At 61.3% G+C, this 22,455-nt stretch carries 13 protein-coding genes and 1 pseudogene; 8 read left to right on the forward strand and 6 right to left on the reverse strand.

The window, feature by feature from the left end; translation table 11 throughout:
- Positions 1 to 137 precede the first annotated feature (137 nt).
- From pcaB to NCS67_RS19795, 3 genes are all read left to right on the forward strand, one after another.
- Entirely contained in the window at positions 138 to 1,508 is a 1,371-nt protein-coding gene (gene pcaB, locus NCS67_RS19785; RefSeq protein WP_250436237.1) for a 3-carboxy-cis,cis-muconate cycloisomerase, read from the forward strand.
- A 26-nt stretch (positions 1,509 to 1,534) separates the two neighbouring features.
- The gene (locus NCS67_RS19790; protein ID WP_250436238.1) at positions 1,535 to 2,950 is read left to right on the forward strand and encodes a cation:dicarboxylate symporter family transporter; all 1,416 of its coding nucleotides are present in this window, start codon (positions 1,535 to 1,537) and stop codon (positions 2,948 to 2,950) included.
- Between the two features lie 78 nt (positions 2,951 to 3,028).
- Complete coding sequence (locus NCS67_RS19795; protein WP_250436239.1) at positions 3,029 to 4,435, forward strand: class II fumarate hydratase; 1,407 nt, start codon at positions 3,029 to 3,031, stop codon at positions 4,433 to 4,435.
- A gap of 364 nt (positions 4,436 to 4,799) precedes the next feature.
- Here NCS67_RS19795 and NCS67_RS19800 read toward each other — a convergent pair whose 3' ends face one another.
- The 3 genes from NCS67_RS19800 to NCS67_RS19810 form a co-directional block, all read right to left on the reverse strand.
- Entirely contained in the window at positions 4,800 to 5,993 is a 1,194-nt protein-coding gene (locus NCS67_RS19800; RefSeq protein ID WP_250436366.1) for a porin, read from the reverse strand.
- A 70-nt stretch (positions 5,994 to 6,063) separates the two neighbouring features.
- The gene (locus NCS67_RS19805; RefSeq protein WP_250436240.1) at positions 6,064 to 7,386 is read right to left on the reverse strand and encodes an MFS transporter; all 1,323 of its coding nucleotides are present in this window, start codon (positions 7,384 to 7,386) and stop codon (positions 6,064 to 6,066) included.
- A gap of 27 nt (positions 7,387 to 7,413) precedes the next feature.
- Positions 7,414 to 8,475, reverse strand: a complete 1,062-nt coding sequence (locus NCS67_RS19810) for a lactonase family protein (RefSeq protein WP_250436241.1) — start codon at positions 8,473 to 8,475, stop codon at positions 7,414 to 7,416.
- Positions 8,476 to 8,698: 223 nt separating this feature from the next.
- On the opposite strand from NCS67_RS19810, the gene acnA reads away from it, so the two are divergent.
- From acnA to NCS67_RS19825, 3 genes are read left to right on the forward strand one after another with little or no spacing between them, the layout of a single operon-like run.
- Positions 8,699 to 11,323: an aconitate hydratase AcnA gene (acnA, locus tag NCS67_RS19815; protein WP_250436243.1), complete on the forward strand. Its 2,625-nt coding sequence runs from the start codon at positions 8,699 to 8,701 to the stop codon at positions 11,321 to 11,323.
- A gap of 34 nt (positions 11,324 to 11,357) precedes the next feature.
- Positions 11,358 to 12,251 (forward strand): GntR family transcriptional regulator, encoded by an 894-nt coding sequence (locus NCS67_RS19820; RefSeq protein ID WP_250436245.1) that lies wholly within the window; start codon positions 11,358 to 11,360, stop codon positions 12,249 to 12,251.
- 8 nt (positions 12,252 to 12,259) lie between these two features.
- Complete coding sequence (locus NCS67_RS19825) at positions 12,260 to 12,997, forward strand: ABC transporter substrate-binding protein (protein ID WP_250436247.1); 738 nt, start codon at positions 12,260 to 12,262, stop codon at positions 12,995 to 12,997.
- A gap of 530 nt (positions 12,998 to 13,527) precedes the next feature.
- Here NCS67_RS19825 and NCS67_RS19830 read toward each other — a convergent pair.
- On the reverse strand, positions 13,528 to 16,863 hold the full coding sequence (locus tag NCS67_RS19830) for an adenylate/guanylate cyclase domain-containing protein (RefSeq protein WP_250436249.1): 3,336 nt from the start codon (positions 16,861 to 16,863) through the stop codon (positions 13,528 to 13,530).
- A 136-nt stretch (positions 16,864 to 16,999) separates the two neighbouring features.
- Entirely contained in the window at positions 17,000 to 17,446 is a 447-nt protein-coding gene (locus tag NCS67_RS19835; protein ID WP_250436251.1) for a YybH family protein, read from the reverse strand.
- A 572-nt stretch (positions 17,447 to 18,018) separates the two neighbouring features.
- Between NCS67_RS19835 and NCS67_RS19840 the strand changes: the two are divergent.
- Positions 18,019 to 18,780 (forward strand): annotated as a pseudogene (locus tag NCS67_RS19840) (alpha/beta fold hydrolase); the annotation flags it as partial.
- Positions 18,781 to 19,758: 978 nt separating this feature from the next.
- Entirely contained in the window at positions 19,759 to 20,154 is a 396-nt protein-coding gene (locus NCS67_RS19845) for a MerR family transcriptional regulator (protein ID WP_250436252.1), read from the forward strand.
- Positions 20,155 to 20,630: 476 nt separating this feature from the next.
- Here the strand turns inward: NCS67_RS19845 and NCS67_RS19850 are convergent, their stop codons facing one another.
- A complete protein-coding gene (locus NCS67_RS19850) occupies positions 20,631 to 21,257 on the reverse strand; it encodes a hypothetical protein (protein WP_250436254.1) in 627 nt (208 codons plus the stop codon).
- Between the last annotated feature and the right edge of the window lie 1,198 nt (positions 21,258 to 22,455).

Genomic DNA, 22,455 nt, shown 5'->3' on the forward strand with positions numbered 1-22,455 from the left:
AAGTGTCTTGTTCCGTGGCTACGGGTAAATCATAGCTTGCCTCCATATGTTCGAACATAATAATCTGCATATGTCCGGACTTATTGAAGCGCTGCTTGCTTGGTCCGCCGTTCCAGTTTGAAATTCTCGAGGTCGCAATGTCACATGTCACCGTTCCGATGGCCAGCACCGTGGTCGATTCCATCCTGTTTCGCGACGCCTTCGGAACCGCCAAAATGCGCGCTCTGTTTTCCGATCACGCGCTGATTCAACGCTATATCGACGTCGAGGTTGCGTTGGCGAAGGCAGAGGCGCGCGTGGGCGTGATTCCGGCCGATGCAGCCGAAGTGATCGCGCGTGAGTCGACGATCCAGCGCATCGATTTCGATCACATGCGCGAAGAGACCGATATCGTCGGCTATCCGATCCTGCCGCTGGTGCATCAACTGGTGGAGATGTGCGGGGACGCGGGCCGCTACGTCCATTGGGGCGCGACGACGCAGGACATCATGGACACGGCGGTCGCGCTGCAGGTGCGCGACGCGCTCGATTCGATCGATGGCGATATCCGCGAGCTGCGCACGATTCTCGCGGATCTGGCGAAGAAGCATCGCGACACGCCGATGGCCGGCCGCACGCATTTGCAGCAGGCGCTGCCCGTGACCTTCGGCTACAAGGTCGCGATCTGGCTCGCGATGTTCGATCGTCATCAGGAACGTCTCACGCAGATGCGCGAACGCGTGGCCGTCGTCGAATTCGCGGGCGCGGCGGGCACGCTCGCATCGCTCGGAGACAAGGGCTTCGAGGTGCAGAAGGCGCTCGCCGATGAGCTGAAGCTCGGCGTACCCGCGACGACATGGCACGTCGCACGCGACGGTTTCGCCGAAGCCGTGAACCTGCTCGCGCTGGTTACGGGCTCGCTCGGCAAGATCGCGCTCGACATCATGATCATGGCGTCGACCGAATTCGCGGAAGTCTACGAGCCCTTCGTCAAGGGACGCGGCGCGAGCAGCACGATGCCGCAGAAGCGCAATCCGATTTCGAGCGAGCTCATGCTCGCCGCAGCGAAGGCCGTGCGACAGCACGCCGGCCTGATGGTCGACGCCATGATCCAGGACTTCGAGCGCGCCACTGGCCCGTGGCATGCGGAGTGGATCGCGATTCCCGAGAGTTTCATCCTCACGGCCGGCGCGTTGCATCAGGCGAAGTTCGCGCTCGGCGGTCTGATCGTCGACGAAGCGCGTATGAAGCACAACCTGGGCATCAGCAAGGGTTTGATCGTCGCCGAAGCAGTGATGATGAGTATGGCGCCCTACACCGGACGTCAGCAGGCGCACGACATCGTGTACGACGCATGCCGCACGGTAAACGAGCAAGGCGGCACGCTCGCGGAGGCGCTTGCCGCGCTGCCCGAAGTCACGCAGCACTTCGATCGTGCAGCGATCGACCACATGACCGATCCCGCCAACTATCTCGGTCTCGCGCCGCAGATGGCGGATCGGGCCATCGCGCTGTCGAGCGAAATCTGAACGTAAAGAACATGGAGGAGCACGCGATGCAAAACGAACACGCATCACACGACGGCGCCATAGTCGCAGCGAAAAAGAAACTGCCGTGGTACCGCAAGCTTGGCATGCAGGTGCTGCTGGCGCTTGTCATCGGCATTGTGGTCGGCTTGTTGTTCCCGAAGTTCGGCGCGCAACTCAAGGTGCTCGGCGATATCTTTCTCGCGCTCATCAAGGCAGGCGTCGCACCGCTCGTGTTTCTCACGATCGTGCACGGCATCGCGTCGGCGGGCGATGTGAAGAGCGCGGGGCGCGTGGGCTGGCGCTCAATCGTCTACTTCGAAGTCGTCTCGACGATCGCGCTCGCCTTCGGTCTGCTAGCCGGCAATCTGCTGCAAATCGGCAAAGGCATGACCGGCGTGGCAGTTGGTGCCGTGCCTGCGACAGCGGCAAAAGCCGCGCCGCAGGGCTTCACCGAATTCGTCATGCATATCGTGCCGGACAACTTCATCGGCGCGTTCGCCAAAGGCGAGCTGCTGCAAGTGGTCGTGCTCGCGGTGATGGTCGGCATCGGCATTCTCGCCATTCCGGAGCGCCGGCGCGTGCGCATCAACGAAGGGCTCGATCTCATCTCCGAAGTGCTCTTCTCGTTCATCAATCTCGTGATGAAGCTCGCGCCGCTCGGCACGCTCGGCGCGATCGCCTTCTCGGTGGGAAGCAACGGCACGGCCGTTCTGATCGCACTCGCGCAACTCGTGCTGAGCTTCTATGCAGTGATCGTGTTGTTCATCGTCGTGGTGATGGGTGTCATCGCGAAGCTCGCGGGTTTCAGTCTGTGGCGCTTCCTGCGCTACATCAAAGACGAGATCTTCATCGTGCTTGGCACGGCTTCCTCGGAAAGCGCCCTGCCGCGTCTTCTGATCAAGCTGGAGCGGCTCGGCTGCGCGAAGCAGACCGTCGGGCTCGTGTTGCCGACCGGCTATGCGTTCAATCTCGACGGCACGTCGATCTTCATGTCGATGGGCGTGATGTTCATCGCTCATGCGTATGGCGTGCCCATCACGCTGGATCACCAGATCGGCATTCTGCTGCTGATGCTGCTGACGTCGAAAGGTGCGGCCACAGTGTCCGGCGGTTCGTTCGTCGTGTTTGCGGCAACCGTCACGTCGACCGGCATTCTGCCCGTGGAGGGACTTGCGTTGATCTTCGGCGTGTACCGCTTCATGTCGATGGCCATCGCCACCTGCAATACGATCGGCAATAGCCTCGCAACGGTCGTAATCGCCAGATGGTCGCGGACCTTCGATGCAACCATTGCGGAACGACATCTGTATCCCGAGCGCTATCCTGAAACCGCGCAGGCCGATGAAAGCCTTGCGGACGGCAATCTGCTTCCCGAAGACATGAGCGACGCGAATCCGCATCCAAACGGTATTCCACTCAAAAGCGCGCGAAACACGCCTTGATCCGAATGCGACATCTCCACAACGCGCGGAGATGTCGTGCAGCGCTAAGCGCAATCATTCCAGCCTGTGCCACTTGCTATGACCACGCCATCGCGAATCGAACATGACGCATTCGGTCCCGTCGAGATTCCGTCGGACCGATATTGGGGAGCGCAAACGCAGCGTGCCCTGGGCCTTTTTGAAATCGGTGAAGAGCGCTTCCCGACTGTGCTGATACGCGCGTTCGGTTTGCAGAAGCTCGCGGCCGCACGCGCCAACGTCCAATGTGGCGTGCTCACGCCAGAGCTCGCTTCGGCGATCGAGAAGGCCGCAACCGAACTGCACGAAGGAAGATGGGATGACCATTTTCCGCTGACTATCTGGCAGACGGGGTCCGGCACGCAGACCAACATGAACGCCAATGAGGTCATCGCGAACCGGGCAAATGAGCTACTCGGCGAACCGCTCGGGACCAAGACGCCGGTGCATCCCAACGATCATGTCAACCGCTCGCAATCATCGAACGACAGCTTTCCGACAGTGATGCATGTGGCGGCCGCGATCGAGTTGACCGCACGTTTGCGGCCCGCGTTGGAAGAACTTCGCTCGGCGCTTGCGGACCGCAGCCATGCGTTCGCCGACATCGTGAAAGTCGCTCGCACGCATTTGATGGACGCCGTGCCAATGACCATGGGCCAAACGTTCGGAACATTCGAGCGCCAACTGTCCAATGCGCTGGCTCGCATCGACGACGCCTTGCCCCGGCTCTTGATTCTGCCTCAGGGCGGCACAGCTGCCGGCACGCGGCTGAACGCGCCTGAAGGCTTCGACAGATTCTTTTGCGCGAATCTCGGGGACGTTACCGGCTTACCATTCGTCCCGAGTCTGCATAAATTTGAAGGAATGGCCGCGCACGATGCTCTGGTGGAGCTGTCAGGCGCGTTGAATACGATCGCGACTTCGCTTCTGAAGATCGCGAACGACATCAGGTTGCTCGCTTCCGGTCCTCGCTGTGGTCTCGGCGAATTGTTAATTCCCGATGACGGACTGACATCCTCGATCATGCCCGGCAAACGCAACCCTACGATCGCGGAAGTGCTCGTCCAGGCGTGTTTCCAGGTCATCGGTAACCACCAGACGATCACCCTTGCGAACGCATCCGGAAACTTCGAACTGAACGTCGCCAAACCCGTGCTTGTTTATAACCTGCTGCAGTCGTTGCGTGTGCTGGCCGATTCAGCCAACGTTTTTGCGAGACGCCTGATCCGTGGCATCGAAGTGGATCGCGTACAGCTCGCGACTAACGTTGATCGGTCACTACTCGCAGTCACTGCCCTCAATCCGATACTCGGCTACGACCGTGTCGCCGAAATCACAGCGAAGGCGTTGCGCGACCGTGTCACACCACGCGCGGCAGCTATTGCGCTCGGGTTTCTTGATGGCGATGAATACGATCGACTGGTCGACCCCGCGGTGCTCGCTGTCGGTAAAGTCTCGAAGAGGTAAATCGGCCCCATGCCGAACTTGACGGGTAAATCACGGCGCGTTCGCGCTAGATTCAACAGAGTCTAAACGTCGAAATCCACAGTCGACCGGTCGTTCCAATGGCTCTTCGGGACAGATGACCGGCAGCAATTGGCCGGGTTGGGGCGGTGCCCCCGGCAATTCGCTCGCCGGAAACCGGCCATTGAGCGAGGGCAAACGAGACCTCGGCTGATCAAGCTGAATATCGGCCTCGACCGGCGACTTCTGGCCGAGCCCAGCCAGAAAATGGACGCGTCGCTTGCGACGCGTCCATGTGCGATTCCACGATTTTGGCTCAACTTCGGAAAGATCTTTCGCCGAAGCACCACGCGGGTTCGGAGCTACTTCAGAACTTGTGCCGCATGCCGACACGAAGCGACACCTGCTTGTCGGTCATAGATGGAGTCAGCCCGGTGATCTGCGCGACGGAGCTTTGTCCGAGCGAATCGGTGCCGCTAGCCTTCTCGTAGACGGCGACCGTGTACACGTCGGTGCGCTTCGACAGGAAGTAGTCGACGCCCGCGCTGAAGAGGTTGTAGTTCGCGCCGCCCTTGCCGCCCGCACCGCCGTTGCGCGTGTAGTCGTATGCGAGCCCCGCTAGCAGCGACGGCGTGAACTGATACTTGGCGTTGACTTCGAAGTTGTTGAACGCCGCCGTGCCGCTATAGCGCAGCGTGTTCGGGCCGGACGACGAACCCATGTCCTCGAAGCGCGTGTTCGAATACGCGAAGTTCACGTTGGCCGATCCAAGACTGACGCCCGCGCCGACGCCCACGATCTCCAGCATCTTGGCCGACGCGTATCCGGCAAAAACGGGGTTGCTCTCCGGACTCGTCGGACTACCGAAGCTCCCCAGGTTGTTGGTCGTCGCCGGACCCGCGTTTGGATTCGCACCGAAGAACGAGGTGTTCGGATTGCGGATGTTCAGGTAGCCCGCCCCGATCGAAAACGGCCCCGCCGCATACGCCGCGCCCGCGCCCCAGATCCAGTTGTTCGAAAACGAGCCCGCAGTGCCGCCGAGGTTCATCATCGCTTCGACAGTGAGGCCGCGATAGTTCGCGCTGCGGTACTTGATCGAGTTGTTAATGCGGCGCGAGTTGAGCGCGTTATCGAGATCGCTCGGATGCGACGCCATATAGCCGCCCCACTGCGGCGCAGCGAGAAACGGCCCGTACATGTCGACGACGGGATCGTATTGACGGCCGAGCGTGACGGTCCCGAACGCATGACTCAACCCGACATACGCCTGCCGCCCGAACTCCGCGCCACCCTGATTCAGCGCGCCGTTATTGCTGTAGAACCCGCTTTCGAGCACGAACAGCGCCTTGAGTCCGCCGCCAAGATCTTCGGTGCCGCGCAGACCCCATCGGCTGCCCTGAAGACCGGCCGAACCGCCTTCGATCATCGCGATCTGATGACCGCCGGCGAGCCCCGACGCCGTTCGTGCCGTCTGCACGTTGTTCGTGTAGTTGAGACCGCTATCGATAATGCCGTACAACGTGACATTGCTCTGCGCGTGCGCGATGCACGGCAATGACATCAGTACTACTACAGGTGCAAGCGACTTCTTGTTCACGCTTCAATCTCCTCCAATATGACTTGTGTTTGCTTCAGTGACTCTGCTTGGCCATCGCGGCGTGCTGATCGGCCGTTTGCTCGGTGAGACGGATGAACAGCGTCATCAGGAACGACGCGACCAGCAGTCCAGACAGGAACAGCAAGCCATGCGTCGCACTCCCGTCCGAGCCTTTGATGTAGCCGATCGCGAATGGACCGACGAAGCCGCCGAGATTGCCCACCGAGTTGATCACGGCGATGGAAACCGCGGCGGTCGAGCGAGTGAGGAACAAGGTCGGCAGCGCCCAGAACGGCGACTTAAACGCATAGAGCCCCGCGAGGCTCAGGCTGATCATCGTGATCGACACGTACGGGTTCGTGCTCAGGCCTGCGCCGAGCAGCGCGGCCGCCGCGAGCGCGAGCGGAATCGCCGAATGCAGACGGCGTTCGTTGCGGCGATCCGAGCTGCGCGACCACATCACCATGACAATCGTCGCGAAGAGATACGGCACCATCGCGATGAGGCCGACTTGCGTGTGACTCAGCGTCTTCGAAAAGCCTTTGATGATCTGCGGCATCCAGTAGCCGACGCCGAGACTGCCACACTGATACACGAAGTAGATGAACGACAGATACAGCACCTTCGGATTGGTCATCGCCTTGAGCGAGCCGAAGTGCTTCGCGCCGGGGCGCGACTTCGCATCGTTGGCGAGCTGATTGAGCAGCCAGTCGCGCTCTTCGGGCTTGAGCCACTTCGCGTCGGACGGCCGGTCGGTCAGCCACAGGAAGCACAGGATGCCGCCGATTAGCGCTGGCGCGCCTTCGAGCACGAGCATCCAACGCCAGCCGCTCCAGCCGAACCAATGCACGTTGTCCATGATCCACGTCGAGAGCGGCGCGCCGATAATGTACGACACCGGGATCGCCGCCGTGAAGAGCGCGACGGTCGTCGCGAGCTCCTTCGCGCGGAACCAGTACGTCAGATACACGATGATGCCCGGAAAGAAGCCCGCCTCCGCGACGCCCAGCAGAAAGCGCAGCACATAGAGCTGCGTCGCGTTCTGCACGAAGGCCGAGATCACCGCGACCACGCCCCACGTAAGCAGGATGCGCGCGATCCACACGCGCGCGCCGAATTTGTTGAGCATCACGTTGCTGGGCACTTCGAAGAGGAAGTAGCCGATGAAGAAGATGCCCGACACGAAGCCGAACGCCTCGCTGGAGAGCGCGAGTTCCTTGTTCATCTGCAGCGCGGCATAGCCGATGTTCGCGCGATCCAGATACGAAATGATGTAGAGAATGAACACGAACGGAATGATGCGCCAGGCGATCTTGCGGACTAGCGCGCGTTCGTCGATTGCTGTCGATGTTTGCATGATTTATTCGATGATGAAATTGCGGCTTTACGCGTGCTGCGCCGAGAACACCATGCAGACGGGACTCCCCGATGCGATGGAAAAACCCGTGGGCTTCAGCGCGCCGCTTGCTCCGTCGATGGAAAACGCGACGATGCTGTCGCTATCCTCGTTCAACGCGTACATGAAGCGGCCATCCGGCGAGCTCGTGATGAAGCGCGGCGTGCGGCCCGAGGTCTGCGTCGTGCCGGCAAAACTCAGATGTCCCGTCGACCGATCGATGCTATAGATCGCGATGCTGTCGTAGCCGCGATTGGACGCATAAACGAAGCGCCCGCTTCTATCGACTTCGATTTCCGATGCACGGCTGTTCCCGGTGAACGTATCGGGCAGCGACGACACGATCTGCAGCGGTTTGAGGGTGCCCGTCGTCGAGTCGTAGCCATAGGCCGTCACGGTCGAATCCAGCTCGTTGACGACATACGCATACGCGCCTTTCGGGTGAAACGCGATATGGCGCGGCCCGGCCGACTCTCGCGTGACGACGAACGGCGACACGGCCGGCGTCAGGTGTCCGTCCTTGAAACGGAACGAGAACACTCGGTCCAGCCCCTTGTCCGGCACGATCACGAACTCGCCGGTCGGATCGAACGGATTGAAGTGCGGCTTCGCCTGCTTCTGCTCCACGCGATGCGGACCGATCGGGCCTTCGAGCTTCACGAGTTGCGTGAGCGGTTGCAGCGAACCGTCCGCGGCGATCGGCAGCACGGTGAGACTCGCGCCGATATGGTTCGACACGACGACGTAGCGCCCCGTCGGATCGATCGCGAGATGAACCGGGTTCTTGCCTTCGGTGCTCTGCTTGTTGAGGAAAGTCAGTTCGCCCGTGGCTTTATCGACCTTGAATGCGCTCATGTCGCTCAGATCGCCATGCACGGTGTAGAGGCGCTCGCCGTTCGCGGACAGCGCGAGAAACGACGGGTTGACGAGATCCTTGACGAGTTGCACGAGCGTGAGCGCGCCCGTCGCGGTATCGACGCGATAGACGCTGATGCCGTCGCCGCGAGCGTTGCGTTCGCGCGTGGTCCGCGATCCGACGTAAGCAAACATGGGTGTTCTTTCCTTGATGTTGGGTTGGCCGGCAGTCTTTCCGCTGGCGAGAACCGGTGACGCGATACCGCCGAAAACGGCCAGCGCGCCCAGCGACGCCATGCCCTGTAATACGCCGCGACGGCTCGAAGCGCTGGTTTTCTCCACGGATGGCTCCTGTTTTTCATGATCTGGGGTTTGCACTAGATTGCATTTTTAACCATTGAAATGCAAAAATACAGTCATGGAAAACACTAACGCCCCCTCCGAAGCCCGATTGAGCGTCGACGGAAAGTCGTACCGCTACGTCGATCTGCCCGCTCTTTTCGGCGAAAAACTACGCGAACTGCCCGTGGTGCTGCGTCTGCTGCTCGAAAACGTGATCCGCAACGGTCAAGGCGCCGAGCGCGATCGCGCGGTCGCCGGCATCCTCGAATGGACGGCGCGCGCGACGAGCGTGGAGGAAATCGCGTTCCAGCCGAATCGCGTGCTGATGCACGACACGACCAGCACGCCCGCGCTCGTCGATATCGCCGGCATGCGCGACGCGCTCGCCGAAGCCGGCGCCGATCCGTCCGCGCTCAGTCCGGTGCTGCCGGTGGATTCGTCGGTGGATCATTCGCTCGCGGTCGAATACTTCGCGAGGCACGACGCCGCGCCGGAGAATCTCGCGCTCGAACTGAGGCGCAACGCGGAGCGTTACCGCTTCCTGCGCTGGGCGTCGAAGGCGCTGACGGGCGTGCGCATTCACCCGCCGGGCACGGGGATCATGCATACGATCAATCTGGAGCAGCTCGCGACCGTCGTGACGACCGTCGAGCGCGACGGCGAAACGTGGGCCGTGCCGGATACGCTCATCGGCACGGACAGCCATACGCCGATGATTAACGGCATCGGCGTGCTCGGCTGGGGCGTGGGCGGCCTCGAAGCGCAAACGGTCATGTTCGGCATGCCGGTGATGCAGCGGATTCCCGATGTGATCGGCGTGCGGCTCACCGGTGCGTTGCGCGCGGGCGTGCTCGCGACCGATCTCGCGCTGACGGTCACGCAAAGGCTGCGCGCGATCGGCGTATCGGGAGAATTCGTCGAGTTCTTCGGGCCAGGCGTGTCGACGTTGACGGCGGGCGATCGCGCGGTCGTCGCGAACATGGCGCCGGAATACGGCGCATCGACCGGCTTCTTTCCCGTCGACGAACATACGCTCGACTACTTGCGTGCGACGCATCGCGCCGAAACATCGATTCGCCTCGTCGAGGCGTTCACGCGCGCGGCCGGATTGTGGTTCGATCCGCACGGCACGCCGCGCTACACGCGCACCATCGATATCGATCTCGGCGGCATCGGCATGCATATCGCCGGGCCGCGCCGTCCGCAGGATCTGCTCGACTATTCGCAGACGCGCGAAGCACTCGCGAAGCTCGATTTCCGTCCCGCGGCGCCGCATGCGTCGATGCCGAAGCACCCCGTCGCGATTGCCGCGATCACGAGTTGCACGAACACGTCCGATCCGGCGCTGTTGATCGCCGCCGGATTACTCGCCCGCAAGGCGCGTGCGTTCGGACTCGAAGTGCCTTCGTGGATCAAGACCTCGCTCGGTCCGGGATCGCCCGCCGCTGCCGCGTACCTCGAACGCGCGAATCTCATCGACGATCTGTCGGCGGTCGGCTTCGATATCGTCGGATACGGCTGCACGACGTGCATCGGCAATTCGGGTCCGCTGACCACTCCGATCCGAGAAGCGATGGCCGACAAGAGCGTGTACCCCGTCGCGATGCTGTCGGGCAATCGCAACTTCCCGGGGCGGATTCACCCCGATCTCGATCTCGGCTTCATCATGTCGCCACCTTTGGTGATCGCGTTCGCGCTCGCGGGCGATGCCGAAGCCGATCTGAGCCGCGACCCGATTCAGCATACGCAAGACGGCGAGCCGGTTTACTTGCGCGATCTCTGGCCGACGCGCGAAGAAGTCGCCGCGCTCGTCGAGGCCGCCGCCGATCCGCGCGACTATCCGCGCGCGTTCGCCATCGCGAGCAAGAATCCCGCGTGGCACGATCTGGAAGCGCCCGAGAGCGCGCGCTTTCCGTGGAATCCCGCGTCGACGGCATTGCGCAGGCCGCCGTTCGCGTCGGCATCGCAAGGCAGTCAGTTGGGCGCATACAGCGCGTATCCGTTGCTCGTGCTCGGCGACGACGTCACGACCGATCACATCTCGCCCGCCAGCGCGATCCCGAAAGACAGCCATGTCGCGGATTTCCTCGTCGAACGCGGCGACGATCGCAACGATCTGAACGTATTCGCGTCGCGTCGCGGCAACTGGGAAGTGATGGTGCGCGCCGCGTTCTACAACAAGACGCTCGTGAATCGCCTGAAGCCGGACGCACCCGTCGCGCATACGCTGCACGTTCCGAGTGGCGACGTGCTGCCGATCTTCGAGGCCGCGCAGCGCTATCGGAACGACGGCGATTCTGTCGTGCTCGTCGCGGGCGAGCGCTATGGCACGGGTTCGTCGCGCGACTGGGCCGCGAAGGGCCAGCGGTTGCTCGGCATCCGTGCGGTGCTCGCGATGAGCTTCGAGCGCATTCATCGATCGAATCTCATCGGCATGGGCATTCTGCCGGTGCGCTTCGCTTCGGGCACGGGCCCGGACACGCTCGATCTGCGGCCGGGTGATAAGCTCGACGTGGACGCGCCCGCCGACGCGCTGTCGCCGCGCTGCAAGGTGCCTGTGAGGATCGTGCGCGCGGATGGCGGCGTCGAGCCCGTCGAAGCGACGGCGGCCGTGGAAACGCAACTCGAATGCCGCCTGTTGCGCTCGGGCGGCGTCATTCCGCTGATACTGAAACGACACTTGACGACGCAGGAGGCCTGAGGCAGCCGACCGCGTCCGGCAGAAGGCACATCACATGATCGACCGCTCGATTGCGACTCAAATCATCGAACTCATCAGGAACGAAGGCCTGATGGCAGGCGCGCACTTGCCCGCGCAAATGCTCGCGGATCGGCTGCGCGTTTCGCGTTCGCCGGTCAACGAGGCACTCGCGCTGCTGCACGAGAAGGGCATCCTGACACGCGAGAAGAATCGCGGGTTCTTCGTCGCGAAGCCGGTGATCGACTCGCTGTCAGATGTCGTCGACGAACTCGGTCTTGCGGAAACCGATATCGTGACGAGCGTGTATTTCCGCATCGCCGACGACCGCCTGAAAGGCGCGCTGCCCGATGAGTTCTCCGAGCAAATGATCCGCACGCGTTACGGTCTCACGAGCGCGCAGCTCACGGCGGCTCTCACACGCATTTCGCAGGAAGGCTGGGCCGAGCGCAAGCCCGGCTACGGCTGGCAGTTCTCGCCGATGCTCACCACGCCCGACAGCCTGCTCAAGTCGTACCGGCTGCGTCTCGCGCTGGAGCCTGCGGCGCTGCTCGAACCGGGCTATCGGCTTGAGACGAAAGTGCTGGAGCGTTGCCGCGATGTCGAGAAGCATCTGCTCGCGGGCGGCATCGAAACCGACACCCCCGATCAGCTTCACGAACGCGGCGTGCGCTTTCACGAATCCCTCGTCGAGGCATCGGGCAACAGCTTTTTCATCGATACGATCAAGCGTGTGAACCGCGTGCGGCGTCTGCTTTCGTATCGCTCGATGCAGCATCGTGAACGCTATGCCGAGCACGCGAAGCAGCATCTCGAAGTGCTCGAGCTTCTGGAGCGAGAGAAGAACGAAGAAGCATCCGAAGCAATGCGCCGGCACTTGTTGCATACGCTTGATTCGCTCTCGCGAATCAGCGAGATTCTCGAACCTTGATAGCGCTCATGACCATCGATCAAAACGTCGTCGCCGCATTCACGCCGACCGGAAAGCTACGCGCGTCGATCAATCTCGGCAATCCGATCCTCGCCAACAGGAATCCGCAAACCGGCGAGCCGTTCGGCGTATCCGTCGATCTCGCGCGTGCGTTCGCAAAGCATCTCGGCGTCGAACTGGAGCTCGTGGTCTTCGATGCCGCGGGAAACTCGGTGCAGGCCGTGAGCGAAGAGCGCGCGGACTTCGGCTTCTTCGCGATCGATCCGGCGCGCGGCGAAACCATCGCGTTCACCGCGCCTTATGTGCTGATCGAAGGCTTCTACCTCGTGCGCGACGATTCGCCCGTCAGAACCAACGCCGATGTCGATCGCGCGCAAAATCGCGTGGCCGTCGGCAAAGGCAGCGCGTACGACCTCTTTCTCACGCGCGAACTGAAGGCGGCGCAGATCGTGCGCGCGCCGACATCGCCGGCCGTGGTGCGGACGTTCATCGACCAGCAACTCGAAGTCGCGGCGGGCGTGAAGCAACAACTCGAAGCGGATGCGCGCGAAATCGCGGGACTGCGCCTGCTCGACGAGCGGTTCATGGTCATCCGTCAGGCGATGGGCGTGCCCAAAACCCGCGGACCCGCCGCAGCGGATGCGCTTGCGCGATTCGTCGAGGACATGAAAGCGTCGGGTTTCGTCGCGCATGCGCTGGCGCGGCATCGGATCAACGGCGCATCCGTGGCGCCCTCAGTGCACTAGCCTCGTGGCGCATGACCGCTCGATCGAGCGCTACTGCGTCGCGTCCTTCCCGATTGAGCAACGCCATTGACTATCACGGTCAGTGACCGGATCTTAAGAGAATCGGTCATCGAATACATGCTGCGAGTGGTGCCGAGAACGGCTCTTCCTGGCCGTCTGCCGAAGACCGCAGATCGAGGCCGACGAACCGATGTCCCTCCAAACCTGCGCACTCGGGGGTATTCCTGCTGGTGAGGTGGTCGATCTTCGAAGGGTGGCTAACGAGAGGAACTAGTCACGGCAGCGGTCATGTTAGACCGAGTGCCTTCAGCGAGGATGTGGCGAAGCGTGAGACGGCCTTAGCGCAGACGCGCAGTTTGCACCAGATCTTTTTCGCTGGGGGACTAATCGGTGCTTTCCACAGACTCGGTGGATGGCGGAACGTGGCTCCTCGCGGCGAAAGCCCGTGCCGCAGGTCGAGCGCCCTTGATTGGCGGATCGGCGAGAAGCGACAAGCCCGACCCGCCAACTTGCTCGCACGGACGGATACACTATATTTCACCCAGCAGTCCTTTCGCTTCCTTTAGATCAGGTCTGTCGAATCCTTCAGTAAATGAGTTGTAGATCGGAGCGAGAAGCACTCGACCCGCGTCGGCGTGGCTTCCCTCATCACGCCACAAACGGGCGAGACTGATTGCAGCCCGCAATTCGAATGACTTGGCGTACTGGTCGCGAGCGATTGCAAGCGCCTCCTGGAAATGTCCCTCGACCTCGGCCGACGGAGCACCCTGCATCCGCCAGAGCTCGCCTTCCATACGCCTGAGCTCCGCCTCCCACATGTGCTCGTCGGTGCGCGTCCCGAGTTTCCTGGCTTCCGCGAGGGCCGCCAGGCCTTCATCGGGGCGGCGCTGTTGCAGGGAGGTGCCCGCCAGCATGCACAGGTATCTGCTCTGATACCAGCTGACACCCATTGCAAGGCGCTCCGTGCAACTCCGACGCATCAGCGCAAGGCCCTCCTCGCCCGCTCCGGCCTGCGCCATCGTCCAGCCCCGCAAGATCAGGCCGCTCAGCCGGAAGTAGCGCAGGTTGTGTTGATCCGCGAGATCGACGATGGCGTCGGCATGAGCGCGTACGGCGCTTGCGTCGAAGCGCAGTTCGTCGAGCCCTGCTCCGCCGTATATTTTCACGTGAGTCGTGAGCGTCGCCTGATTCAATTCAGCCGCATATTCGAATGCTTTTGCTTGCCAGCTTCTCGCCTGCTCCGGATGCCCGAGAACCCAGTAAATGACCGGCAGATACGCCAGCGCATAGAACTTCGGATCATGGATGTAATGCACGGGCTGAGGACGATGCCGGCTCGCATCATAGATACGCAAGATCGTCTCGAACGCGGATCGTGCCTCCACGAACTGCCCGAAATATATTGCGTTCAACCCCGCCAGCCGATACCCCGCCAACTGAAGCGCTTCATCGGCCATCTGCTGAGACGTGCGGCGCGCCTCGTCGGCCAGTTGCCGCATCATGTCGTGATCGCCGCGCACGAAGTGAAAGGCCCACTGCCCGCTAAGCGTCGCGAACAGAGCACCGGCGTCTCCGAGTCGTTCGCCGAGGATACGTGCCCGGTCGAAGGCCACGCCCGTCTCCTGACCCGCGTAGCCGTAGACAGCAATCAACGGCGTTCCGATCGTGCTCTGTATCGTGAGTTCCTGCCGATCACGCTCGGCACTCTCCGGAAGCATGCTCACCGACTCGAGCGCTCGGGAAAGATGCCTGATCGCCTCCAGGTTCGCCGAGCTTTCGGCGCTTTTCTTTCCCGCCTTGAGCCAGTAATCCGCGGCACGGTCCGGCCGTTGCGCTTCGGAAAAATGGCGTCCCAGCAACTCAGGCTCGCGTGCCACCCTTTCCGGAAAGCGTTGTTCGAGCACCTCTGCGATCCGTGCATGCAATTGCTGGCGCGTCCGGCGTAACAGGGTGCCGTAGGCGGCATCTTGCAAGAGCGCATGTTTGAAGAGATAGGATGCCTCAGGCGGGACGCCGCGGCCGAAGACCAGACCCGACGCGACGAGTTGATTCACGCCCGCGCGCAACGCCGGCTCGGATAGCGACGCCACCGCAGCCAACAGATCGTAGGGAAATTCGCGCCCGATTGTCGCGCCGATTTGAGCAAGCTCCTTCGCCTGACCGAGCCGGTCGAGACGGCCCATGAGCGACGCGTGCAAGGTCGCCGGAATGGTACGAGCCGGCGTTCTGGACAGCGTATTGGCGACTTCGAGTCCATCGAAGCCCGCTTCGACTACCGCCTTCGTCAGCTCCTCGACAAAGAGCGGAACCCCATCGGTGCGCTCGACGATTTCACTGACGATCTCCGGCGGCAGCACCGTGTCGCCCGCAATCGTATCGACGAGTACCGAGACATCGTCCTGTTCGAGCCGGCGCAACGCCATCATCGTGACGTGCGGCTGGCCGACCCACGGCGGGTCGAATTCCGGCCGGAAAGTCATGAGCAGCAGCACGGGTAACTGGCGGATCTGCTCGACGGTCCGATCCAGCGCCTCGAAGCTCGTCGGATCGATCCAGTGAATGTCCTCGAAGATGTGCACCACGGGCTGCCGTCGGGCAAGACCGTCGAGTTGCCGCAGAAGCGCGTCGATCGTCCTCTGCTTGCGTTGCGGCGGGCTGAGATGAACTTCCGGATGCCGTCCGATATCGGGCAGCAACAGCAGGTCGGCGATGAGCCGGCTTTCTTTCGCCGAGGCCGTTGCGCGCGCAAGCAGCGCGTCGAGCTTGTCGACCTTCGAGCGCGCATCATCGTTGCGCTGGAAGGCCGCGGCCCGTTCGAGCTGGTGAATGATCGGATAAAACGCGCTATCCACATGATGCGGAGAACAGAAATAGCGCAAGCGGGTGTGCGGTTCCTCTCCGATCCGTCGAAGAATTGCAGCGGCCATGCGCGACTTGCCGATTCCGGCCTCGCCGGATATCAGCACAACCTGGCCGCAGCCGCTTTTGGCCTTCTCCCATCGGCGAAGCAGCAATCGTGTCTCTTCGTCGCGCCCGACGAGCGGCGTGAGGTCCGTCGAATGAAGGGCTTCGAATCGACTATCGATGGCGCTCAATCCGATGACCTGGAATGCCTGAACAGCCTGCGCAAAGCCTTTGACCTGTACCTTGCCGAGGTCACGGTATTCGAACAGGTTTCCGAGAATCAGGCGTGTCTGCGGCTCGATGACGACCGCGTCGGGTTCGGCCAGGGCCTGCATTCGCGCCGCCAGGTTGGGGGTCTCGCCGACGATGCCGCGCTCTTGAGCCTCACCCGCTCCGATCAGATCGCCGATGACCACGAGCCCCGTTGCGATCCCTACGCGCACCTGAAGCCGGCCCGGCGCATGACCGGACGCCATGAGAGAGCAGGCCTCGATGATGGCGAGGGCGGCCCGCACTGCCCGCTCGGCATCGTCCTCGTGCGCCCGCGGATAACCGAAATAGATCAGGACGCCATCGCCCATGTACTTCGCCACGAAGCCGCCGAAAGAACTGACCGCATCCGCAACACATGTGTGATACGCGTTGATCACATCATGGAGATCTTCGGGGTCGAGTCGCGTAGCGAGTGCCGTTGAGCCGACCAGATCGCTGAACATCACCGTCACTTGCCGCCGTTCCGCCGAGGGCGACGGCAGCACGGTTGCGTGCGCCGGCGTTGCCGGTGCCTCGACACTTGCAGTGCCTGCACCGATATTCAGCCGGCTACCGCAGCCCCCACAGAATTTCGCGTGCGGCGAATTCGGATGCTTGCAGGACGGACACTCGACCGGCAGCAGTTCACCGCACTCGACGCAGAACTTGTTGCCATGAAGAACGACGGCCTTGCAGGATGGGCATTCCATAGGTTACCTGATCTTCCAGGCCGCTCCCCGCGAATCGAAGGAAACCGCTGAGAGAACGATCTCGCGCCGTAACGCTTTGGTCACTTGCGCGTCCAGTTCGACTGCACGGCTTCTGCCCGACGTGGTGGCCCATCGCTCATTGCGCCGCGTTCCATGCATGCACGGTCGTTTGCCACTTTCCATCGGCGCCTTTGGTCATGACCTTCACCAGCACGCCCTTGTAGGGGGTCTTCTTGCCATCCTTTTCCGCAACGGCCGTCCAGTTCGCGGTCTCGTACATCACGTTGCCGACGCGGTGGGCCTGCACGACGTCAATCGTATGATCGTGTACGCCCGCGTCGAAGTAGCTCTTGAAGAGCTTCTCGATATCAGCGCGTCCCTGAACGGTCGTTCCGTTGCCCGGCGAGACCACCGCGTTCTTGTCGTACATGTCGGCGAGGCCGTGAGCATCTCCCTTGTTGAAAGCCGCGTTCCAGGCCGCGTTCGCCTGATCGACCGCCTTGTCGTGCTGCGCCAGCGCCGTTTGCGAAGCTGCAAAGGCCAATACTGCGCATGCGGCCAATTGTCTTGAGAACTTGTTCATCACTTAGCTCCAAATGGCGAAGTCGCAGAACTGGACGACGCGTCAGCGCGCATGGTTAGAGGAAACCCCATGCTCGCGTTCGGCTCGCGCCAGTCAGCGTTTCGATGCCAGTCGCCCGTCTGCGCGTGGAGTATAGAAACCGGGCGTTCCCGTAATCAATTAACTCGGAGATAAGCGATCAAGGTAGCGCCTGGCCGGCAGGCTTACAGCGTGTCGCCGACCTCACGCTCGGCGGTACAACATAGCCGACGTGGTTGAGGGCGATCCGTGGGACCCGCCTTCAGCCGGCCCGGGAGATCCCTGAAGATCGCCGAGCTCGGTCCGACAGAGCATGGGGGTAACGGGCCATTGATCGTCTGCGTCAGGCAGCCGCCGGATCCTCAGCGGACACGTAAGTCGAGTGGCGCACCCGTGGAGCGCGCCACTCGAATTGCCTATTTCTGGTTCGGGCTGGCGTCCCGTCAGGATTTGATGAACTCGAGAAGGTCGGGGTTGAGGACCTCCGCGTGGGTAGTCAGCATGCCTCGCGGAGCACCAACACTTCAATCAATCTCTTATAGGAGGTACCAGCGATGCCTACGATCACCACTCCGGACGGCGTAAAGATCTTCTACAAGGACTGGGGGTCCGGTCAGCCGATCGTCTTCAGCCATGGCTGGCCCCTGTCGGCCGACGACTGGGACGCCCAGATGATGTTATTCCTTCACCACGGCTACCGGGTGATCGCCCATGACCGGCGTGGGCACGGTCGGTCCGAGCAAGTCGGCACCGGCAACGACATGGACCACTGGGTCGCCTACCTCGCTGCACTGACCGAACACCTCGGCGTCCGCGACGCGATCCACATCGGGCACTCCACCGGCGGCGGCGAGGTGGCCCGCTACGTCGCTCGCCACCAGGAGCGGGTCGCCAAGGCAGTGCTGGTGGCCTCGTTGACGCCGAACATGGTGAAAACCGACGCAAACCCTGCAGGTCAGCCGCAGGAGTGGTTCGACGCGGTTAAGTCAGGCATGCTTGGCAACCGGTCGGAGTTTTACCGGGCGGTCCCGGAGGGCCCGTTCTATGGATTCAACCGTCCGGGCGCCAAGCCGTCTGAGGCGGTGATCGCGAACTGGTGGCGCCAGGGCATGGCCGGCAGCGCCCAGGCCCACTACGAGACCGTATTCTCCTGGCTGGAGGACTACACCGAAGATCTGAAGAAGATCACTGTGCCGGTACTGGTCATGCATGGCGAAGACGACCAGATCGTCCCGTTCGCCAGTTCGGTGCCCCGCGCGGTCGACCTGCTCGCGAACGGTGTGCTAAAGACATACCCTAGCTTCCCGCACGGTATCGAGAATGCTCCCAGCGGCTTCTTTCGAAGTCTTATTTCAAAATGCGCATCTGAAAATTTGCGAGCGGAGCGCACTCCGACAACGCTGCGATGGAATACCGTGGCAGAACACGATGCTAAGCTTGGAATCCATAGACATTGCCCTCTCCTTCCAGGATTCGACTGGTTTGACCGCGGTGCTTCCGTCGATGCATAAACGAAAGCTACTGCAAAGATAGCGTTACTATCAGATCGAAGACTGCTATCCGCTAGTGAAAGCCCCACGTTGACGGTGTGGCAGATTCTCAGGAGCTCCGTTCATCCAATTGCGACATTCACTTCAGATTCCGTCATTGCCAACGTGGTAGTCCAGTCGCATATTCAGCAGATATTTGCGACTGACGTCACTGGCCGATTTCACATTTTGCAATTAGAAAATGGCAATCCTGATATGGCTTTCGATGAAAGCAAGATGCCAAGTCTGTCCGCGCCCAGCGCCGCAGTTCGCGACGTTTGGCTTTCTTCTACAGACGGCTGAAAACGGCCAGCGGTCAACGGGCAGGCCAAGTTATGCAGATCGAAGAAGTCCGCCGGCCCCTCTTGACGCTAGCGAATCGAAGGGACGTTTCTTGGGTAGAGCCGCCGTCTGGACGTCGGTGCCGAGTGCGGAACGAACGTCCCTTCATGGCCGATCCCAGTCTTAGAAAGCGCGGCCGCCTAGGCCCGGCGCAGAACGTCGCGGTCGGACAGCAGTCGGACCCACTCCGGTCAGACTACTTTCGCCGAACCCGTCAATTAGCCAAATCCCGGTTTTGCGAACTGGAATGCCACTAAGCGCTCGTCGGCGACTTAACCCAATCGGCCAACCTCAGCCGCCCGCCTAAGCGGAAACATAGGACTCCACCGTCGACTTTACGTTGGATGAGAGCCGATCTTCCAGCGTTTCGACGTCTTCTCAAAGGGGATACACTGAACTCCTTACCTCCGCTTGGAAGCCGACATGTCGACCGACGGAAAGATGACACCTCTGGTTATCGACGCAGTGCAGCTGTCACGCGTACGTATGGACGAGTTGTTGACGCGTGTTGGGGCCGGTCTGCCACCCGACGTTCGACGGGAGCTCGCTGCTGGACTGGAAGCAATACTCGTCGATGCGATAAGCCAGTTCTCCTCGCACCGACCAGAAACGGACGACTTCCTCTCCATCGCTGAGGCTGCCACGCAGCTATTCGTGTCTCGTCCAAACATCTCGAAGCTGCTGGAGCAAGGGAAACTCGAACTTCATCATGAAACAGGGGTCGACCGGTTTATCACGAAGGCATCAGTGCTGGATTATCTTGCGGCGCGAGACGCGGCAGCAGACGCTTATCAAGCTTCGGCGTCCGGGGAAGAATGAGCTCATCACCGACAACGTCACTTCATCAAGAGACGAAGGACGGCCGCGGGTTGGACGGCCGATTAGGGGGTCGGCCGCGGCGGACCGTTCTTCAAAATCACCCCCGGAAAGCGGCAAGTCGTATTCCGCTTCCCGGAACCGGCCAGTCGGCAGTGCGGACTACCAACACTCATCGGCCGTCCGACACTTAGAGGCCATCGGTTTCTTGATGAACTGCAACGGTCAGTCAGTCATCCTTGTCGCTTCCGAGGACAACGTTGCTTTTTAGTCTCGTCAAAGATCCGCCAGATCGCATTGGCTTAGAATTTCTCGCTGCGCGACGAGCGCGGGGATAGAAAGCAACTATGCGCGAATACCCGGTAGTCAAAGGGAAGTCCGCGCTGATGTGTGCGACCGTCTTGAATCGACGACGAGAACCAGAAACGTCCCTGGACCGCTTCCGAAGTTGTTACAGGCCGCGACCTGTACCGGCACGTTTAAGCTTCATAGATCCCGTGCATCCGGCGCGCGGCCATTAACACCTCATCGCGGCGATGCAGCGCATCCTTCGGGGCAATAGCTTTCGTGCCGTCGACAAGGTCGCCGAGCCACCCGCTGGGGTAGTGAAACCAAGCGGCGGTCTCCCACGGATCCGCAACTTCGCCGATTTCCCGCAGGATGTCCTTGATGATGGGAAGGGGCTGATACGCGTCATCGAACTGATACCGCGCGAAGTAATTTTTCCCATCGTAGAACACCGCAAAGACACGACATCGCCGCTTCCAGTCATTAGCGGGAAGCGATTTGCTTCGCGGCGGTAAGGCTTGCAACCGGTTAATGTCCTCGGATGTGAGCCACTCCCCTTCCTCAAACACTGCCTGCATCGTCTTTCGACGCAGAATGCGCTCTTGAATCAGCCCTGCATCGGGCTTCGTCAGCTTCGCGATTAACTTTGCAAGGTCGTCCGCTCGTGAAAGCACACTCGCGTCAAAGTCTGCGCCCAGCAAGCTTATTGCCTCCTCAATGCCAGATTTCAGTGAGGCTGCTACAGCCGGGCTTACGCCACGCGGTAATCGCACGGTGAGGAAGAGATCGGACGACTCGAGCTTTTTTAGCTTCATCACGTAGACCTCCCTTTGCGCGGAGATATCTCGACCGCACTAAGGCCACGCGTCGAGCGACTCGCTGAGATATTTTGCATTGTGTTCATGTTTGCGACTGCCCCTCCGCCGGTCGGCGCCGCATACTGTCAAGGAACCCGCGTGCCTGCCGCAGGCCTTCTTCCTCGGAGATGGTGCCGTCTCGCGCATACTCGAGCGCTTGGATTACGCCGCCCGTTGCAATCGAGCGCGATGAACCACAGTCTTCTTCGGCAGATAGCACAGTGTCATCCAACGAAACCGCCGCTTATAGAGCCGAGGTAGTCGACCGCATCGGCTGCCCGGCCATCCTGAATCAACTGGAGGATGGGCTTATGGCCGAGCCGCGACCCGATGGTACTTGAGGAGAAACAGTGCGCGTTCGACATCCGGTTGTACACGGACAGCCGCCGAAAGGGCACGCATAAAGTCATGTAGCGCGGCCTGCAGTCTCGGCGACTCCGGATGCGTATGAAGCGTGTTTCGATGGACGCCCGGAATTGTCGCGAGCTCTTCCTGCCGAATGCCGAGAAGGCTGGCCACATTGATGGCGGAAAGCCTGGGAGTCCCCGGATCGCTGGCGGACGTCAAAAAAGTCAGCAAACGTGTAGCGGCTCATCACATTAGCTTCCTGCTTCCTGCTTCCCGAATTCAGACGGTACGCTCAGCGTCCGCAACATGCGTTGCGCGGTCAGTTCGAGCGATAGGACAGTTAATCCGAAATCCGCCTATCAAAGCTGCGGTCGACAAGGCGAAGGTCAATCGTCTTGCGTCTCCTTAAGCCTAGTGCCTGGCCGCGCCGACATTCGTTCACGCACGTACTCTCTCAACGCTTAACACGACAGAGTACTGTCACCAAGCCAACAACTGTCGTAGCCGTTGGATCAGCCACGTCGTCTCCGGTCCCGTCGTCCAAGCCTTTTCCTGCACAGCCACTGCGACGCGCTGAAGCACCGCTTGGCGGGAATGCTGTTCGGCGTCCGTTAGCGCAATGGGCCGGAGCTGATCGGCGAGGTCCTCGCAGAATTCGTAGCGCTCGGCCCTTACTTCCTCCGAGGAGTTTTCCCGGTACTTTCCGTCCTTGCATAGGACCACGCAGACCTTTCGTTGGGCGCCAGCGACAACGCCGGGTGCGGCGCGAGGGAAGTCGTCAGGGACGTGAATCATCGGTACCTCCGCAGCC

Source organism: Caballeronia sp. ATUFL_F2_KS9A, assembly GCF_023630765.1.
Lineage (GTDB): Bacteria > Pseudomonadota > Gammaproteobacteria > Burkholderiales > Burkholderiaceae > Caballeronia > Caballeronia zhejiangensis.

Bases quoted from the DNA above. Each gene is read 5' to 3' on its own strand.
- NCS67_RS19795 (WP_250436239.1), top strand. From the start codon at position 3,029: ATGACCACGCCATCGCGAATCGAACATGACGCATTCGGTCCCGTCGAG.
- NCS67_RS19810 (WP_250436241.1), bottom strand. From the start codon at position 8,475: ATGTTTGCTTACGTCGGATCGCGGACCACGCGCGAACGCAACGCTCGC.
- NCS67_RS19835 (WP_250436251.1), bottom strand. From the start codon at position 17,446: ATGAACAAGTTCTCAAGACAATTGGCCGCATGCGCAGTATTGGCCTTT.
- NCS67_RS19845 (WP_250436252.1), top strand. From the start codon at position 19,759: ATGTCGACCGACGGAAAGATGACACCTCTGGTTATCGACGCAGTGCAG.
- NCS67_RS19805 (WP_250436240.1), bottom strand. From the start codon at position 7,386: ATGCAAACATCGACAGCAATCGACGAACGCGCGCTAGTCCGCAAGATC.
- NCS67_RS19825 (WP_250436247.1), top strand. From the start codon at position 12,260: ATGACCATCGATCAAAACGTCGTCGCCGCATTCACGCCGACCGGAAAG.
- NCS67_RS19820 (WP_250436245.1), top strand. From the start codon at position 11,358: ATGATCGACCGCTCGATTGCGACTCAAATCATCGAACTCATCAGGAAC.
- NCS67_RS19830 (WP_250436249.1), bottom strand. From the start codon at position 16,863: ATGGAATGCCCATCCTGCAAGGCCGTCGTTCTTCATGGCAACAAGTTC.
- NCS67_RS19790 (WP_250436238.1), top strand. From the start codon at position 1,535: ATGCAAAACGAACACGCATCACACGACGGCGCCATAGTCGCAGCGAAA.
- pcaB (WP_250436237.1), top strand. From the start codon at position 138: ATGTCACATGTCACCGTTCCGATGGCCAGCACCGTGGTCGATTCCATC.
- NCS67_RS19800 (WP_250436366.1), bottom strand. From the start codon at position 5,993: ATGTCATTGCCGTGCATCGCGCACGCGCAGAGCAATGTCACGTTGTAC.
- acnA (WP_250436243.1), top strand. From the start codon at position 8,699: ATGGAAAACACTAACGCCCCCTCCGAAGCCCGATTGAGCGTCGACGGA.